At 67.3% G+C, this 16670-nt stretch carries 13 protein-coding genes; 4 read left to right on the top strand and 9 right to left on the bottom strand.

Annotated elements, in window-relative coordinates; genetic code table 11:
* Positions 1–32: 32 nt before the first annotated feature.
* The gene (locus PSR88_RS12100; RefSeq protein WP_009475061.1) at positions 33–1040 is read right to left on the bottom strand and encodes an NAD(P)H-dependent glycerol-3-phosphate dehydrogenase; all 1008 of its coding nucleotides are present in this window, start codon (positions 1038–1040) and stop codon (positions 33–35) included.
* Positions 1041–1146: 106 nt separating this feature from the next.
* Here PSR88_RS12100 and PSR88_RS12095 point away from each other — a divergent pair, with 106 nt between their 5' ends.
* A complete protein-coding gene (locus PSR88_RS12095) occupies positions 1147–1815 on the top strand; it encodes a hypothetical protein (protein WP_029539215.1) in 669 nt (222 codons plus the stop codon).
* Positions 1816–1823: 8 nt separating this feature from the next.
* Here PSR88_RS12095 and PSR88_RS12090 read toward each other — a convergent pair whose 3' ends face one another.
* Positions 1824–3140 (bottom strand): DUF222 domain-containing protein, encoded by a 1317-nt coding sequence (locus tag PSR88_RS12090; protein ID WP_342338162.1) that lies wholly within the window; start codon positions 3138–3140, stop codon positions 1824–1826.
* A gap of 236 nt (positions 3141–3376) precedes the next feature.
* Here PSR88_RS12090 and PSR88_RS12085 point away from each other — a divergent pair, with 236 nt between their 5' ends.
* On the top strand, positions 3377–4009 hold the full coding sequence (locus PSR88_RS12085) for a DUF3592 domain-containing protein (RefSeq protein ID WP_148228379.1): 633 nt from the start codon (positions 3377–3379) through the stop codon (positions 4007–4009).
* Here the strand turns inward: PSR88_RS12085 and PSR88_RS12080 are convergent.
* Both PSR88_RS12080 and PSR88_RS12075 read right to left on the bottom strand, forming a co-directional pair.
* On the bottom strand, positions 3990–4826 hold the full coding sequence (locus PSR88_RS12080) for a class I SAM-dependent methyltransferase (RefSeq protein ID WP_016882620.1): 837 nt from the start codon (positions 4824–4826) through the stop codon (positions 3990–3992). The two genes, PSR88_RS12085 and PSR88_RS12080, sit on opposite strands and share 20 nt — an antisense overlap.
* Positions 4827–4929: 103 nt before the next feature.
* On the bottom strand, positions 4930–7632 hold the full coding sequence (locus PSR88_RS12075; RefSeq protein WP_011595131.1) for a helix-turn-helix transcriptional regulator: 2703 nt from the start codon (positions 7630–7632) through the stop codon (positions 4930–4932).
* 122 nt (positions 7633–7754) lie between these two features.
* Between PSR88_RS12075 and PSR88_RS12070 the strand changes: the two genes are divergently transcribed.
* Positions 7755–9689 (top strand): 2-oxoacid:acceptor oxidoreductase subunit alpha, encoded by a 1935-nt coding sequence (locus tag PSR88_RS12070; RefSeq protein WP_016882621.1) that lies wholly within the window; start codon positions 7755–7757, stop codon positions 9687–9689.
* A 5-nt stretch (positions 9690–9694) separates the two neighbouring features.
* The gene (locus tag PSR88_RS12065; protein WP_011595129.1) at positions 9695–10762 is read left to right on the top strand and encodes a 2-oxoacid:ferredoxin oxidoreductase subunit beta; all 1068 of its coding nucleotides are present in this window, start codon (positions 9695–9697) and stop codon (positions 10760–10762) included.
* On the opposite strand, the gene PSR88_RS12060 is transcribed toward PSR88_RS12065, so the two are convergent.
* From PSR88_RS12060 to benA, 5 genes are all read right to left on the bottom strand, one after another.
* Positions 10738–12090 carry an MFS transporter gene (locus tag PSR88_RS12060; RefSeq protein WP_009475052.1) on the bottom strand — a complete coding sequence of 451 codons (1353 nt, stop codon included), beginning with the start codon at positions 12088–12090 and terminating at the stop codon, positions 10738–10740. The genes PSR88_RS12065 and PSR88_RS12060 overlap by 25 nt on opposite strands.
* Positions 12091–12236: 146 nt before the next feature.
* Complete coding sequence (locus tag PSR88_RS12055; RefSeq protein ID WP_009475050.1) at positions 12237–13031, bottom strand: 1,6-dihydroxycyclohexa-2,4-diene-1-carboxylate dehydrogenase; 795 nt, start codon at positions 13029–13031, stop codon at positions 12237–12239.
* The gene (benC, locus tag PSR88_RS12050; RefSeq protein WP_011595127.1) at positions 13028–14566 is read right to left on the bottom strand and encodes a benzoate 1,2-dioxygenase electron transfer component BenC; all 1539 of its coding nucleotides are present in this window, start codon (positions 14564–14566) and stop codon (positions 13028–13030) included. The genes PSR88_RS12055 and benC overlap by 4 nt, the downstream gene beginning before the upstream one ends.
* Positions 14567–14602: 36 nt before the next feature.
* A complete protein-coding gene (gene benB / locus PSR88_RS12045) occupies positions 14603–15112 on the bottom strand; it encodes a benzoate 1,2-dioxygenase small subunit (protein ID WP_009475048.1) in 510 nt (169 codons plus the stop codon).
* Between the two features lie 14 nt (positions 15113–15126).
* Positions 15127–16503, bottom strand: coding sequence for a benzoate 1,2-dioxygenase large subunit (gene benA / locus PSR88_RS12040; RefSeq protein ID WP_009475047.1), 1377 nt, complete (start codon positions 16501–16503; stop codon positions 15127–15129).
* Positions 16504–16670 lie beyond the last annotated feature (167 nt).

Below are 16670 nucleotides of genomic sequence, written 5' to 3'. Positions count from 1 at the left end.
AGATAGTGCTACTTCCGGTTGCAGTTGTGCGGTCACGCCACCTCGTGCTCTCCGCCGGCAGCGACTTTCCGCAGGCCACGATAGGCGCCTTCCGGCGTCTGCCGACCCGCGACCACCGCCTCGACCTCGGCGGCAATGGGCATCTCCACGTTGTAGTCGCGGGCCAGTTCCATCACGGTGGGGGCCGTCTTCACGCCCTCGGCCACCTGCCCCAACTTGGCGACCGCCTCGTCGACCGTCATGCCGCGGGCGATGTACTCGCCCACCCGCCGGTTACGCGAACTCGGGCTCATACAGGTGGCGATCAGGTCTCCGACCCCGGTGAGTCCCGCGAACGTCCGCGGGTTCGCGCCCATCGCCTCACCCAGCCGGGTCATCTCGGCCAACCCTCGCGCCAGGACCATCGCGCGCGTGTTGTCGCCGACGTCCAGTCCGTCGGCCATGCCCGAGGCGATGGCCACGATGTTCTTCAGCACGCCGCCGAGTTCGCAGCCCAGCACATCGGTGTTCCGGTACACCCGGAACACGGCGGACGCGAACAACGGCTGCAAGGCGGTGGCCACCCGGACGTCCTGGGTGGCAACGACCGACGCGGCCGCCAGTCCGTCCACGATCTCCCGCGCAATATTCGGGCCCGCGAGAAGCCCGACCGGATGCCCGGGCAGGCACTCGGCGATCACCTCGGTGGGTCGCAGCCGTGTTCCCGGCTCCAGCCCCTTCGCCAGAGACAGCACCGGCACCCACGCCCGCACCTCGTTGGCGATCTGGGCGAGGGTGCTGCGGACCGCGTGCGACGGCACCCCGACCACGAGAACGTCGGCCTCGTGGGCCGCTTCGACCAGGTCGGCTGTGGAGCGCATGGAGTCGGGGAGCGGGCGGTCGCCGAGGTAGCGGGAGTTGCGGTGCTCGTTGTTGATCTCGTCGGCCGTATCCGAGTTCCGCGCCCACAGCAGAGTCGGTGTGTTGTGGGCGGCGAGACCTGCCACCGTTGTCCCCCACGAGCCGGCGCCGAGCACGACGACGCGTACCGGGCGGGCCATTACCGGTCACCCATCGAGTTGATGCTGTCCATGACCTCAAGCCTGGCACTTGCCGGGCGTTCACGAAGCTGATTCGGCAAGTCCCGGTGGCCGCTAACATCCATTCATGCGTGGACGAATTGCAGGATTTGCGGCGTGTGTCGGTGTGCTCGTTTCCATGGCAGCCGGTGAAGCGCACGCCGCGCCCCCGCCGCTCGGCCACGTGGCGGCAGTGCGAGCCGCCCTCCAGTCGGCCGCCATGCCGATCAGCACTCGCACCGCGCAGTCGATCACGACCACCATCGAGCGCGTCGCCGCCGGTACACCGCGCTACAACTACTTCCCCCGATCGGTTCATCTCGTCGAGGGCACGGCCCAACCGTTCCTGTACGACACCACCGCTGCCGACTGCCTCCCTGCAGGCTTCGGTGAGCAGAACGATTCGGTCGGTATAGCTCGCGCGATAGCAGGCCCCGCCGTCGACGAGAACCTTCCTGTCCCAGTCATTCCGCCGGGGAAGGTCAATGTCTTCTTCAGCGGGTTGAACACGGCAATGTCGTCGCCACTGCAGGGCGACCTCGTCGAGGTCGCCTGGCTGAACCTCACCACCATGCAGTCGGGGCGAGCGCCGCTGTATCAGGAGCGGCCTGCCGATTACATCGTCACGCTGTCCAATACCCTCGAGACAGGCAGGGGCACAATCGTGTTCGTCGTCTTCGGGAGCATCCTCGACAACACCAGCCGGGCATTGCCGCCATGTGATTACGCCCCGGTGGTCGGCGTCGTCCAGGCGTGATCGCGCTGTCACGACGCACGCACGTGTGCGATGAGCATCGCCTCGACCTCCGACTGCCTCGCTGCGGCCGGGAGCGGCGGGGCCGCCGACCGGTAGTGGTGCCCGGTCGGGGTGCCCAGGTCGAGGAGATGGGTGCGGCCAGGGCGGTGTATCGGGCGGGCCGTCCACCCCGGTGCCTCCTTCGCATAATTGCAGGCCTCACACAGCCCGGACCCGTTGTGCACGCTGGTCGCCCCGTGCTTTCGGCGTGACCGGATGTGGTCGTGGTGCCGGATGGGCGCGTCACACCAAGGGGTGCGGCACGTCCGATCCCTCAGGTCGATCAGCTTTCGCAGGCCCTTCGGGAACGTGCGCGACTGCGACTCCATCGCCGTCAACGCCCCCGACTGAGGACACGCGTACACCCGCCGCAACGACGTCTCCGCGTCGGCATCGACAGAATCGGCCACCAACTGCCGCGCGATTGCCGCCGGCACCGGCCCGAACCCCTGCAACTGCGCCGCCTCGTGCCCGCCCGCCAGCAGGGTCTCGTCCGAGAGCACCAGATTCACCGCCACTGGAACACCACTAGCAGCGGCCCGGCCGGTGCCGCGGTCGAACAACAGATCCACCATCAGCTGATTGCGGGTGCGGCCACGGCTGTTCCCGGTCGCGATGAGACTGTCCGCGTCCCGTCCCAGCGTGGCCTGCAGGCAGATCGCCTGTTCGACCGGCATCAGCACGCTCAGGTAGGCCATCGAGTCCGGCGCCGGCCGTGTCGTGACCCGACGCTCCGACACCGCTTTGCGATGCCGGGCCACGACCGCCGCGGCATCGAGTTCCACCGCCAATGCTTTCGCCCGTGCGATCAGACCGCGGTCGCCGGCGCCGTCGAGTGTGGCCGGGTCCGAGCACAACCGGCGGTCCACGATCGCCCGATCGGCGGCCGACAGGCAGGCTGTTTCGCGCACTAGCAGGGTGGCTCGCCATTCGTTCAGCCGGCCGGTCTGCAACATCGCCAGGGTGTGCGGCATCTCGTGCACCAGAGCCTGCGCAAAACCCAGATGCCGGCCGCCGCGGTTCGGGGATTCCCTGCGCGCCAACGCAATCTGCGAGGCGATGCCGCGGTCCCACTCCGCCCGCGGCAACCCGGCAGCCTTGCGGTCCGCGCGGATACTCGTGGCGACGTCGTCGGTGATCACCGCCTGCGCCGCGCACCCGACCGATTTCAACGTCTCGATCGCGTCGAGCAGATCGATGCCCAATCCCGCATCGCCACTTGCCGCCTCGGCACATTGCAACCGCGCCGTGAATGCGCGCAATTCCTCGAGAAGTAATGCCCCCACAACCAACCTCCCCCAAGGTCGTTCGATACATGTTCGACTCTAGCAACCCGGTCCGGACCGGGCAATACCCAAGTTGCCGACTGGGTAACGTGTGCGTGGTCGGGGTGGAGGGGGAGGGCGATGACCCAGCGGGTCGAGTCGAAGTGGCGCAAGAGCATCTGGATGGACGTGACGGTCACGCGGCCGCCCGGTGCGCCATCACTCGAGTTCATCGCCACCACACCTGGCGTCGAGCCGTGAGCATCATCGACCCGGCCGACCGACGGGGTGCCACCAAGCTCGGCCGGCGTCCGTCCGCGAAGAAGGCGGCGGCCGTGCTGGTGATGTTGTTCGTCGCCGGCGCGGCGATCGGTTACGCACTGTCCTTTCTTGCTGCAGGCGGGTTGCATTGGCAGAGGTTGGGGGCGTTCCTCGTCGGTTGTCCGCTCACCTTGCTCGGGCTGATCAGCTGGATCAGCATGTGCGTCAAGTACGGTCGCGGAGGTCTGCTGTACGGTCCGACGACCGCTGTTCTCGGGTTCGGTGCGGTGTTGACGGCGTTGGCTGCCGCGACCTCCGTCCGCCGCGGGCGACGCCGACGGGAAGCGGCACGCACGGTGCGATCGGGAACGCCGACGGTGGGGACCGTGACGGGCAAGGGGTATCGCGACTTCACGCCGCGCCCGTTCGGTCCGAGCACGATCCTGACAGTCGTGACGTTCACGTTCGTCGACGCGAACAATGTGCAGCGCTGGGTCCGGCGGCAAATGCTGATCAGCAGCGACGCACCGGTCGTCGACGGTCAGACGACGACGATCTGGTACGACGCTGCCGACCCGGGCAACGAGAGCACGATCGTGGTCGACCTCGCTACCACTTCCGTGCGGTGAGGAGGAGGTACTCCCAGTTCATCACGGTGCCGCCGGTGCCGTGGTCGAAACGGCGTGCGAGGTCGGCGAGTTCGTGATCCAGCGCGGCGACCCGGGCGGGGTCGTCGGCGATGTTCCGGTACACGGCGATGGTCGGACCGTAGTGGGATTTGAAGTAGTCACGGAAGTCCTCCGGCGACCGGAATTGATCGATGCGCACGGTGTGCCGGGTTGCCACGACGTCGGTGACGCGATGGCCGAACAATGCCCGGACGTGTTCCTCGCGACCCCACAGTGGCGGGGGCTGCGCGCCCGGAGGGGGCGGGGGTGCATACGGTTTCATCGTTGCGAACATCTGGCCGATGAAGCCTTCGGGTGTCCAGCTGAGTAGACCGATCGTTCCTCCCGGCCGGCAGACGCGGACGAGTTCGTCGGCGCTCGCCTGATGGTGCGGGGCGAACATGACGCCGACGCACGACAGCACGGTGTCGAACTCGTTGTCGGCGAACGGCATGGCCTCGGCGTCGGCCTCGCGCCACTCCACCCCGGCTCCGAGTTCGGCGGCCCGGCGGCGTCCGGCGTCGAACAGTTCGGGGGTGAGGTCACTGGCCACGACGCTCGCGCCGGACAGCGCCGCGGGGATGGCGGCGTTGCCTGAGCCTGCCGCGACGTCGAGAACACGGTCACCGGGCCTGACCCGGCTTGCGCGGACCAGGGCGGGCCCGAGGCCGGCGATGATCTCGGTGGCCAGGGCGGGGTAGTCGCCGAGAGCCCACATGGCGCGGTGTTTGTTCTTCAGGTCGCGGTCGGCTTGGACTGCGTCGATCGTGTCATCCATTTCGGTACTCCGGCGGGTCGGCTGCATCGGTCGAGATCCAGCCTGGCCGGACGGCGGTGCCCGGAACAGGCACCCTCGGGTTAGGTTCCCGTCACCTCGGCTGTCAGTCCTGCTCGCGGAACTGCGCCGCGAGTTCGCTGCGCGAGCGGATGCCGAGCTTCGCGTAGACCCGGGTGAGGTGGTACTGCACGGTCTTGACGGACAGGAACAGTTCGCCGGCCGCCTCCTTGTTGCTGGCTCCGCCGGCGACGAGTTCGGTCACGGCCCGCTCTTGCGGAGTCAGTTCCTCGAGTGTGAACCGGCTGCGTTTGAGGTTGAGGCCGCCCGCCTTGAGTTCGCGGTCGCACCGCTGCACGTAGGACGTGGCTCCGAGCGCGAAATATCCCTCCCGGGCAGCCTGCATGACGGCGTCCGCTTCACGCCGCTTGCCTGCCCGGCGCAAAGTCTGGCCGTACGCGAAGTTCACGCGTGCCCGATCGTAGGGGAGGGGAAGGGTGTCGAGGTGCGTCAACGCCGTCTCGAACACGTCCCGGGCGGCATCGATGTCGCCACGCGCACCGGCGACGCGACCGCGGGCATAACCGAGACGAGCCATCGCCGACCGGTGCCCGCGCTCCGAGGCGCGTTCCTCGTGCGGGGTGAGGAAGGCATCTGCGTCGTCGACGCGACCGGCCATCACGAGCGCGTTCGCGTAGACGTCGGGCCACTGCCAGAAGCCGGGCTCGTCGATGCCCTCCCGTGGGTGCAGGCGGGTGAGAGGCTCGAGCGCCCTGATCACGGCGGCGTAGTCGGCCTGCACTTCGGCGCACTGGGCGCGGGCCAGGGAGGACGGAATGAACATCATCGGGTAGTCGTGCGAACTCGCCGCCGCGAGGCGGAGGTGCTCCTGCGCGGCGGGCCAGTTTCCGCGCAGCGCGTGTGTCTGTGCGCCGGTCCAGTGCACGAGGGGCCGGACGAGGTCGAGCGCGGCGTCCTCGAGCTGGTGTGCCGCACGGTCGACCGTGGCGATCGCGCCGCTCCAGTCACCGAGGGCGAATTGCGTTCGCGCCAGCCAGGCCTGCGCCCACAACGAGATGCGGGTCGAGCCCATCCGGAAGGCCGTGGGGACGGCGCTCTCGAGTTCCTGACGCGCCGATTCGGGATCGTCCAGCGCCAGGTCGAGCCAGCCCCTGGCCATGTCGAAGCGCTGGGATTGGGCACCGAGGGCGATCTTCGCGGACAGCGTGTCGTAGGCGGCCCGTGCCTCCACGATCCGACCCGTGGCGGCGAGTCCGAGTCCCATGATCGCCGCGGATTCGACGGCCGACGGATCGCCCGGATCGACGAGAGCTACGGCCCGGCTGGCCCATTCGACGAGGTCCGGTCCGTGCCAGCGGACGAGGGAGTCCAGGACGCGGCGCTGGCAGATCAGCGCGGCGGTGGCCGGATCGGTATCGGGGTCGCATGCGGTCCACGACTGGGTGAGCAGCAGATCGGCTTCCGCGGGTCGTCCTCGGAGGATGGCGAGGTAGCCGAGTACGGCGTCGCGTAACGGACTTTCGGGGAAGCTCTCGATCTCCGGCGCGAAGGCCAGTGCCTGGGGAAGGTTGCTGGCGCCGACGAGAGCGTCGACGGCCCGGATGAGGCGTTGTTCGCGTTCGCCGCGGTCCGCGGTGAGGCGGCTCGACTTGATCAATGCGTCCGCGACGGTCGACCACGCCCCGACGGTCGCCCTCTGCGCAGAGTAGGTGTCCAGTTCGTCCGCGAGCGCCGGATCGGCGAACGGGGCGGCTGCGGCGCGATGGTCCAGTCGCCTGCCCTCGTCCTCGACGATCCGTGCGGCATGATCGTGCAGGTCACGCAGCCGGATGGGCCCGAGGCTGCGGTAGACGGCGGCCCGGGTCAGCGGCGACGGGAAGGTCAGCACGGTCACGCCGCGATGCTCGCCGACGGTGAGGAGGCCGATCCGATGGATTTCGTCGAGCGCTTCCACCGGGTTCTCGATGGCGGCGAGCGCGGCAGCGTCGGCGAATCGGGGATCCCCGGCGAGTACCGCCGCCGATTCGACGAGGGCCCGGGCAGGCGCCGAGCACGCGGACAGTTGTGACTGCACTTTCGCGGCGAACGTGCGGGGTACGGGGAGCACCGGCTGCCACTGGCTCCACGCGCTGGGATCGACTTCCTGCAGAAGTTGCGTGAGGTGCCGCGGATTCCCGCCCGTGTGCTGAACGAGCTGGTGCGCCACCGGGGCCGGAAGGTCGATATGCGCAAGGGTATTCGCAAGTCTGCGGGTGTCGGACGCGTCGAGCGGACGGACGTGGAGCCGATGCCTGCGATGCCGGTCGAGGAGGTCGAGGACGTCCGCAGGAACACCGTCGGGAGGTTCCGAATTCGTGACGAGGACGATCATCGCCGGTCGGTCGAGCAGGTGCACGGCGGAGGTCAGCGCCTGCAGTGAGGCGAGGTCTGCCCAGTGCGCATCGTCGAGCACGAAGACGAACGGCGCGTCACCAGCAGGCGGATCCACCGCCGCGACGAGTTCGCGGGCGACGTCCAGGGGGTCCTTCGACGTGACTGCCGCACCGAGGAGTTGTTCGGCGACGCCGAAGGGATGGCCCGACGCCCACGGGGCGCAGACCGCGGAGAACGCCGGCAGGTCGGGATGCGCCGCGAGGAAGTGCTCCACCAGAGTGGTCTTGCCGATGCCCGGCACGCCTTCGACGACCACGACGACGGGCGCGTTCTCGCCCGCCTCACGGAGGATCGACTCTAGTTCGGCGAGTTCGCGGGAACGCCCGACGAGCTCGATGTTCCCCGGGTCACTCACACCCCTCACCGTATCGCGACGCCTGATTTCGGCGTGTTCCTGGCGAAAACTGGGAACGCTTGTACCGTGAGGTTAGAAGCTGCTGGTCAGAACGACTACGAGTCGAAGGATTCGGTGCATTCATGACGACGGAGGTTAACTCCACGAAGCTGGAACGGGTGGCGATCCGCTTTGCCGGAGACTCCGGCGACGGCATGCAGTTGACCGGCGACCGGTTCACGTCTGAGGCGGCGGCGTTCGGCAACGACCTCGCCACCCAGCCCAACTTCCCCGCCGAGATCCGGGCGCCTCAGGGCACCCTCCCCGGGGTGTCGTCGTTCCAGATCCAGATCGCGGACTACGACATCCTCACCGCCGGCGACCGCCCGGACGTCCTGGTCGCCATGAATCCGGCGGCGTTGAAGGCGAACCTGGACGATCTGCCGCGGGGCGGCATGATCATCGTGAACACGGACGAGTTCACCAAACGGAATCTCGCGAAGGTCGGATACGCCACGAGCCCCCTCGACGACGACTCCCTCGAGGACTACGTGGTGCATCCGGTAGCGATGTCGACGTTGACGGTCGGCGCGGTGGAACCCGCCGGATTGAGCCGGAAGGACGGCGAGCGGGCGAAGAACATGTTCGCGCTCGGACTGCTGTCGTGGATGTACAACCGTCCCACCCACAGCATCGAGCGGTTCCTGCAGACCAAGTTCGCAGCGAAGCCGCAGATCGCGGAGGGCAACCTGCTCGCGTTCAAGGCCGGGTGGAACTACGGGGAGACGACGGAGAGTTTCGCGACCACCTACGAGGTGTCCGCGGCGACGCTCCCACCGGCCACGTACCGCCAGGTCACCGGGAACACGGCCCTGGCCTACGGGGTGGTGACCGCGGGACGGCTGGCGTCGCGGGACGTCTTCCTCGGCACCTATCCGATCACCCCGGCATCGGACATCTTGCACGAGCTGAGCAAGCACCGGAATCTCGGCGTCACCACGTTCCAGGCGGAGGACGAGATCGCCGGAATCGGCGCGGCGCTGGGCGCGTCGATCGGGGGTGCGCTCGGCGTGACGAGCACGTCCGGACCCGGACTGGCGTTGAAGAGCGAAGCCATCGGGCTGGCGGTGATGACGGAGGTCCCGCTGCTCGTCATCGATGTCCAGCGCGGTGGCCCGTCCACTGGGCTCCCGACGAAGACCGAACAGTCGGACCTGTTGCAGGCGATGTACGGGCGCAACGGCGAGTCTCCGGTCGCCGTGATCGCGCCGCGCTCACCCGCGGACTGTTTCGATGCCGCGGTCGAGGCCGCCCGGATCGCGTTCACGTACCGCACACCGGTGCTACTGCTGTCGGACGGCGCCATCGCCAACGGCAGCGAACCGTGGGCCATCCCGGACGTGTCCGAACTGGACCGGATCGACCCCGGCTGCGACACGGCACCACCGATGGACGGCGAGTTCGCACCGTACGCCCGCGATCGGGAGACGCTCGCCCGTGCCATGGCGATACCGGGAACGCCCGGGCTCGAACACCGCATCGGCGGACTCGAGAAGGCCGACGGCAGCGGCGACATCTCCTACGATCCCGCCAACCACGACCTCATGGTGAGGTTGCGCCAGGCCAAGATCGACGGAATCGACGTTCCCGACGCGGTCGTCGACGACCCGTCGGGTGAGGCCGACCTGCTGCTCGTCGGGTGGGGCAGCTCGTACGGACCCATCGGCGAGGCCTGCCGGCGTGCTCGCCGTGAGGGCAAGAAGGTGGCCCACGTGCACGTGCGCAACATCAACCCGCTGCCCGCCAATCTCGGTGCGGTGCTGCGCAGCTACGGGACCGTCGTCGCACCGGAGATGAATCTGGGCCAGCTCGCGATGATTCTCCGCTCGAGGTTCCTCGTCGACGTGCACTCGGTGACCAAGGTGCAGGGGCTCGCGTTCCTCGGCGACGAACTGCACGAGGTGATCGATTCCGCGCTGGCCGGAACGTTGCGTGAGCACGAGCTCGCGAAGACCGCCGACGCGCTCGCGTCGGCTACCTACCGATCGACCGGACCCCGGCAGGAGGAATCGGTGTGACACGGATGATCAGTCGTGTCGGTGCGGATCTGGGCCTGAGCGCCACCGCGCACGTGCCCAGGACTGACGAACCGCAGAAGGCCAAGGACTTCACGACGGACCAGGAGGTCCGTTGGTGTCCGGGGTGCGGCGATTACGTCATCCTCGCCACGATCCGGAGTTTCCTGCCGGAGTTGGGACTCCGACGCGAGAATCTGATGTTCGTCTCCGGCATCGGATGCTCGAGCCGGTTCCCGTACTACCTGGACACGTACGGCCTGCACTCGATCCACGGTCGTGCGCCCGCCATCGCGACGGGTCTCGCGGTGACGCGCCCCGACCTGTCGGTGTGGGTGGTGACCGGCGACGGCGACGCACTGTCGATCGGGGGCAACCATCTCATCCACGCCCTGCGGAGGAACGTCAACATGACGATCCTGTTGTTCAACAACAGGATCTACGGGCTGACCAAGGGGCAGTACTCGCCGACGTCGGAGGTCGGCAAGGTCACCAAGTCGACTCCGCTGGGGTCGGTGGACCACCCGTTCAACACACTGTCCCTCGCGCTGGGAGCCGAGGCCACCTTCGCGGCCCGCGCCATGGACTCGGACCGCAAGGGGCTGACGGAGGTGCTGCGGCAGGCTGCGGCCCACCGCGGCACGTCGTTCGTGGAGATTTACCAGGACTGCCCGATCTTCAACGACGGCTCGTTCGACGTCCTACGCAAGGACGGTTCCGAGCAGCGCCTCATCCCGCTGACCCACGGCGAGCCGATCGTCTTCGGCGGAGCAGGCGAATACTGCGTCGTCCGATCGGGTTTCGGTCTGAAGGTGGTTGCGACCGCCGACGTCGACCGGGACGACATCGTCGTGCACGACGCCCACACCGACGACCCCGACTACGCGTACGCACTGTCGAGGCTCTCCGACCAGGACCTCACCCACACCGTGACCGGTGTGTTCCGCAGCGTCACGCGGGACACGTACGACGACATGGTGCGCCTGCAGAACGAGATCGCGCAGGAGAAGGACCCCGTCGACGACGGCTCGCTGCAGCGACTGCTGACCGGTCACGACACCTGGACGGTGGAGTAGGCGGCTGCCGGCGCAGCGCGGGTGACCCGTGCGCGCGGAACGAAGAATGTCACGATCCCGCCCAGGACGGCGATGCCCGCGAAGACGTAGAACGCCACCTGGCTGCTGATTCCGGCGCTGATCAGTGCTCCGCCGATCAGGGGGCCGAAGATGCCGCCCAGCCGGCCGAATCCGGCGCACCAGGCCACCCCGGCGCCGCGCGCGGACGTCGAGTAATAGTTGGAGACGAAGCCGTAGATCAGGACCTGGGTGCCGATGGTGCCGACTCCGGCGACGGCGACGGACGCGAGGAGCACCGGGAGCGGGAATCCGAGCGTCAGCAGGATCAGGGCCAGCGCGGCGAGACCGAACGTCGTGGCGACGACGCGTTGCGGTCCGATGCCGTCGGCGACCTTGGAGGCAATCAGGCCGCCGAGGATCGCGCCGCCGTTGAGGACGAGCAGGAACGACAGCGAACCCTTCGCGTTGAAACCGGCGTCTTCCATGATCTTCGGAAGCCACGTGTTGAGTCCGTACGTGAGCAGCAGACCGGAGAAGCTCATCATTCCGAGAAGAGCAGTGCCCCAGGCGTAACGGCGCGTCGCGAGTGCGGCGAAGCCGACCTTCTCGACCGACGCCCGTTCCGCGGCGATCTCGTCGGCGTCGGGCATCGGGATGCCGGTGCGTTCGGAGATGCGGCGTGCCTTGTCCTCGTGGCCGCGGGCGACGAGCCACTTCGGCGACTCGGGCAGCTTCACGAGAGCCAGCGGAAGCAGGATCACGATGGGCAGTGCGCCGATCCAGAAGAGGCCGCGCCAGCCGATCGTGTCGCGCAGGACGATCGCGAGGAGGGAGGCGAGCACCCCGCCGGCGGGGACGCCGCTGTAGACGATGGCGTTGTACAGGTTTCGCTTCCCGGGCGGTGCGAACTCCGCCACCATCGCCCCGGCAGTGGCGACGAGGCCACCGACTCCGATGCCGGTGAAGAATCGCAGCAGGCCGAACATGGTCACATTGGTGGCCAGCGCGGCGAGTCCCATTCCGATGGAGAACCAGACGATGTTGACGAGCATCATGCGCCGCCGGCCGAGGTAGTCGCCGACGGCGCCGGCGGTCAGTGCGCCCACCATGACCCCGATCAGCGCGTACGAGCCCAGGGCCCCGGCCTGCTGCGCGGAGATCTCCCCGAGTTCGCCGGGATCGTTCATCAACGTCGGGAGGATGGTGCCGTACACGACCAGGTCGTAGCCGTCGAAGATGATCGCGATCGTGGCGATCGCGACGACCCACGTGACGGCACTACGGTGTCTCGGACTTGCCCAGGTTTCGGGGGTGGTGGATGGGTTCATGGTAATCTCCGCTCGGTGGGTGTGACGGGGAACCGGGTAGTACTCGTAAGTGCGCTGTGTCACAATCGAATTCGGCTAAAGAAGTGCCCCAACGGCGAGACGATGCAATGCGCCCCGCCGATGAGGCGGTCGAGATCTGTGGGCTGCTAGCCGAGGTCGCCACCGGCGACGGGCAGCACCGTCCCGGTGATATAGGTGGCCTCGTCGGAGGCCAGGAAGACGATGGCCGCGGCCTGCTCGTCCAGCGTTCCGTACCGCTTCAGCAGGGACGAGTCGACGGTCTGGTCGACGATCTGCTGGTACCAGGCCTTTTCCTGGTCGGTCTCAGCGCCGGGACCGCGGGGAACACGGCGAGCGGGCGCCTCGGTGCCGCCGGGAGCGGTGGCGACCACACGGATTCCGTACTGCGCGGCTTCGAGAGCCAGGGAGGCGGTGAGGGCGTTGACCCCGCCCTTCGACGCCGCGTAGGGCACGCGGTTGACGCCCCGCGTGGCCACCGAGGACACGTTGACGATGGTGCCCGACTGCTGCGCGATCAGGTGGGGGAGGACGGCGCGGCACGTCCACAGGGTCGGGAACAGCGACCGCTGCACCTCCGCCTGGATCTGCTCCGCCGTGTAGTGCTCGTACGGCTTGGCCCAGATGGTGCCGCCGACGTTGTTGATCAGTACGTCGAGCCGGCCGTGCTGCTGCCGCGCCTCGTCGATCGCCGCCTCGGCGTCGGCGAACTGTTCCAGGTCGGCGGTGATGCTGTGCGCGTCGGTGCCGTTCTCGCGCAACCCCTTCGCGACCTCGTGGACGATTTCGGCCCGGTCGATCAGGATCAGCGACGCACCCTCGGCCGCGAGTCGGGTCGCGACCGTCAGGCCGATGCCCTGCGCTGCGCCGGTGACCGCGACGACCTTGCCGTCGAAGCGGTGCGGAGTGACGAGTCCGCTCATGCGACGGCACTCCTTTCGATGGCGCGGCACATGGTGGCCTTCGCGTGCGCGCTGTGGCTGACGATCAGGTCGTGGGCGGCGGCCCGGTCACCCTTTTCGAACGCGGTGACGATGTCGAGGTGGTCGTGCTGGATGTGCTCGTCCACCCAGTCCGCGGTGCGGAGCACCTTCGTCATGAGCTGCGTGACCTCCAGGCGGTTGTACGCCTCGAGGAGCACGTCGTTGGCGGTGCACCGGAACAGGAATTCGTGGAAGGCGGCGTTGGTGTCGGTGAACGCGCCGGCGTCCGTGAAGTGGTCGTTCTCGATCGATTCGCACGAGGTCTCGGCGAGGATCCGGTACTCGGACAGCTGTTCCTGCGTCATCCGGCCGATGGTCAGTTCCATCGCACCGAGTTCGAGCGCCATGCGGGCGTCGAACTGTGCGTCCGACTCGGACAGAGGCTGGTGTTCCTCGCCGATCTCGTACTCGGGGGCCGCCTCGACCGTCTCGGCCGCCGGCGGTGCGGACGCCTCGGACCCACTGGGCGTCGCCGCGTTGTTGAACTTCTCGAAGTAGAAGTTCGCCGGCGTGACGCCCTCCGACTTCAGGTGGTCGCGCACCGCCTCGACCATGGGAGGCGGACCGCACAGGTACACGTCCACATCGCCGTCGTTCAGGTGTGCGGGCTCGAACAGTCCGGTGACGTAACCCTTGTTCGGCGCACTGCTCGCCGGGTCGGACACACAGTAGTCGAACGTGAACTGGGGCAGGGACTTCGTGTATTCCTCGAGCTTGTCCAGTTCCACCAGGTCCGCGTCGGACGAGACACCGTAGACCAGGTGCACGGGGTGGTCGGCGGCGTCGGTGCGCATCTTGTCGAGGATCGACAGCAGCGGGGCCAGCCCGGTGCCGCCGGCCAGCAGCAGGGCGCGACGCTTCTGCTCGCGGAGGAAGAAGCTTCCCATCGGGCCGGTGAACTCGAGGGTGTCGCCGACCTGTGCGCGGCTGCGCAGGTACTCCGACATCAGGCCGCCGTCGGTGATCTTGACCAGGAACGACAGTTCCTTCGACGTGGGTCCGGTGCTGAACGAGTACGAGCGCGTCGCTTCGGTTCCGGGAACGGTGATGTTCACGTACTGGCCGGGGAGGAAGACGAGGTCGTCCCGGTTCGCGATCTCGATCGTGAACCCGATGGTGGTGTCGGAGAACTTGCGGATCTCCGTTACCGTCGACGTGAACGTGCCCGCGGCAGTCTTGGCGACGTCGGACGTGGTCGGGATCTGCAGTACCAGATCGCTTTCCGGCATCATCTGGCACGGAAGGCAGTAACCGTGCTCCGCCTCTTCGTCGGTGAGCGCCTCCTCGATGTAGTCGCCGCCGTCGTACGTGCCGGATTCGCAGAGCGACTTGCAGGTGCCGCACGCCCCGTCTCGGCAGTCGAGGGGAATGTTGATGCGCGCGCGGTAGGACGCGTCGGCGACCGTCTCGTCGCCGTCACACTTGATGAAGCGGGTGATCCCGTCCTCGAAACTCAGTGCAACTTGGAAAGTCATGGAAAACAGCTCGATTCGCGAAGAATGGGGAAGAAATCAGATGTGGTAGATGTCCACCACGTGGTGGATGTAGTCGTTCTTGAGCACGACCTTCTTCTTCAGGATCAGAGGCTGCTCACCGGAGAAATCGATGGTGTAGAACGAATTCCCGAAGTACGTGTCGACCGTGTTGTACCGGAAGTAGAGCGTGAACCAGTTGAACCGGACGTCCACGACGTCGCCGCGACGCTCGATGACCTCGACGTTCGAGATGTTGTGACCGGTGCGGGGTTCCGGCAGGCTCGTCGCGCTCGACCGGTCGGTCTTGATGCGGAACACCCGGTCCTCGATGCCACCACGGTTGGCGTAGTAGATCAGGGAGATCTCGGTCATCGGGTCGGTGGTCAGTTCACCGTCGTCGGCCCACGCCGGCATCCAGAACTCGGAGGCGGGGTGGTAGCACTCGATCCACTTCTCGAACTCGCGGTCGTCGAGGTAGCGGGCCTCACGGTAGAGGAACTGTTCGATGTCGTGCTGGGTGACAGTGCTTTCGGCTACTGCGGTCATGTTTCTCGTCTCCCTCAGCGGTTGTTCGCGGCAACGTCGGCGTCGAGCGCCTTGGTGAGCGCTTGCACCCAGTAGCCGTGCTGGATCGGGTACAGGCCCTCGTCCTCGGTCTTCACACCGCTGGAGATGGGGTTGATGCCGATCTTCTTCGCGTCCTCGTCGGGGCCCTGGAGTTGGTGGGTGACACCGCGGCTCAGGTCGTTGAACGGGGCGGCGCCGGCCTGGTACGTCTTCTGGCAGGAGCGGAACTCCTCGAGATCGTCCGGGGTGGCCATGCCGGTGGCGTTGAAGAAGTCCTCGTACTGGCGGATGCGGGCGGCGCGTGCCGTGCGGCTCTCACCCTTGGGGGCGATGCAGTAGATGGTGACCTCGGTCTTGTCGACGGAGATCGGACGGAAATGCCGGATCTGCGAACCGAACTGGTCCATCAGGTACACGTTCGGGTACAGGCACAGGTTGCGCGACACGCCGATCATCCAGTCGGCGCGGTCCTCGCCGTACTCGGCGACGAGTTCGTCGCGACGCTCGTTGAGGGGACGGTTGGCGGGGTCGGCCCACTTGGTCCACAGCAGCAGGTGACCGTTGTCGAACGAGTAGTATCCGCCCTGCTGCTTCGACCACTTGCCGGCGTCCATCGCCTTCGTGGCGTTGGTGGACTCGCCCGACTCCCGGCGCGACGTGGTCGCGGCGTAATTCCAGTGGGTGGCGGACACGTGGTAGCCGTCGGCACCGTTCTCGGTCTGCAGCTTCCAGTTGCCGTCGTAGGTGTAGGTGGACGCACCGCGCAGGACCTCGAGGCCGTCGGGCGACTGGTCGACGATCATGTCGATGATCTTCGTGGTGTCACCGAGGTGCTCCTCGAGCGGCGGGACGTCGGCATTGAGGCTGCCGAACAGGAAACCGCGGTAGTTCTCGAACCGCGCGACCTTGGTGAGGTCGTGGGAGCCGTCCTTGTTGAACTGTTCCGGGTAGCCGGCCTCACGCGGGTCCTTGACCTTGAGGAGCTTGCCGGAGTTGTTGAACGTCCAGCCGTGGAACGGGCAGGTGAACGTGGTCCGGTTGTCCGTCTTGCGCCTGCAGAGCATGGCGCCGCGGTGGCTGCACGCGTTCACCAGGGCGTTGAGTTCGCCCTCCTTGTTGCGGGAGATCACGATCGGCTGGCGGCCCATGTACGTGGTGAAGTAGTCGCCGACATTCGGGATCTGGCTTTCGTGGGCCAGGTAGATCCAGTTGCCCTCGAAGATGTGCTTCATCTCGAGTTCGAACAGGTCCTCGTCCGTGAATACGCTGCGTCGCACCTGGTAGCGGCCGGTTTCCGCGTCCTCGATCAGCGCGTCGGCCAGCTTGGCGCGCACGTCGTCGGACGGCGCTGTGTACAGGGTGTCAGTCATGGGATCCTCCAAGATCTCCGGGGGCTTGCGCCCTGCGAGGGCGCCCGGGTCCGGCAATGAATTCCACTCTTGCAGCCTGTGCGCTGCATCACACTAGGCATTTACCGAGTACTGACTAGGACGTGTCCGGCATGCGTACGCCGAGGCTCGGAGGGCCTCGGCGTACG

Origin of the sequence: Rhodococcus sp. DK176 (assembly GCF_038447315.2) — a bacterium.
Classification (GTDB): Bacteria; Actinomycetota; Actinomycetes; order Mycobacteriales; family Mycobacteriaceae; genus Rhodococcus_F; species Rhodococcus_F jostii_A.
This window is presented reverse-complemented; position numbering and strand designations above follow the sequence as displayed.

What these genes read in the sequence shown, in the direction of transcription:
- benA (WP_009475047.1), bottom strand. Translation starts at nt 16,503, where the DNA reads ATGACTGACACCCTGTACACAGCGCCGTCCGACGACGTGCGCGCCAAG.
- PSR88_RS12065 (WP_011595129.1), top strand. Translation starts at nt 9,695, where the DNA reads ATGATCAGTCGTGTCGGTGCGGATCTGGGCCTGAGCGCCACCGCGCAC.
- PSR88_RS12095 (WP_029539215.1), top strand. Translation starts at nt 1,147, where the DNA reads ATGCGTGGACGAATTGCAGGATTTGCGGCGTGTGTCGGTGTGCTCGTT.
- PSR88_RS12055 (WP_009475050.1), bottom strand. Translation starts at nt 13,031, where the DNA reads ATGAGCGGACTCGTCACTCCGCACCGCTTCGACGGCAAGGTCGTCGCG.
- benB (WP_009475048.1), bottom strand. Translation starts at nt 15,112, where the DNA reads ATGACCGCAGTAGCCGAAAGCACTGTCACCCAGCACGACATCGAACAG.
- PSR88_RS12070 (WP_016882621.1), top strand. Translation starts at nt 7,755, where the DNA reads ATGACGACGGAGGTTAACTCCACGAAGCTGGAACGGGTGGCGATCCGC.
- PSR88_RS12100 (WP_009475061.1), bottom strand. Translation starts at nt 1,040, where the DNA reads ATGGCCCGCCCGGTACGCGTCGTCGTGCTCGGCGCCGGCTCGTGGGGG.
- PSR88_RS12080 (WP_016882620.1), bottom strand. Translation starts at nt 4,826, where the DNA reads ATGGATGACACGATCGACGCAGTCCAAGCCGACCGCGACCTGAAGAAC.
- benC (WP_011595127.1), bottom strand. Translation starts at nt 14,566, where the DNA reads ATGACTTTCCAAGTTGCACTGAGTTTCGAGGACGGGATCACCCGCTTC.
- PSR88_RS12060 (WP_009475052.1), bottom strand. Translation starts at nt 12,090, where the DNA reads ATGAACCCATCCACCACCCCCGAAACCTGGGCAAGTCCGAGACACCGT.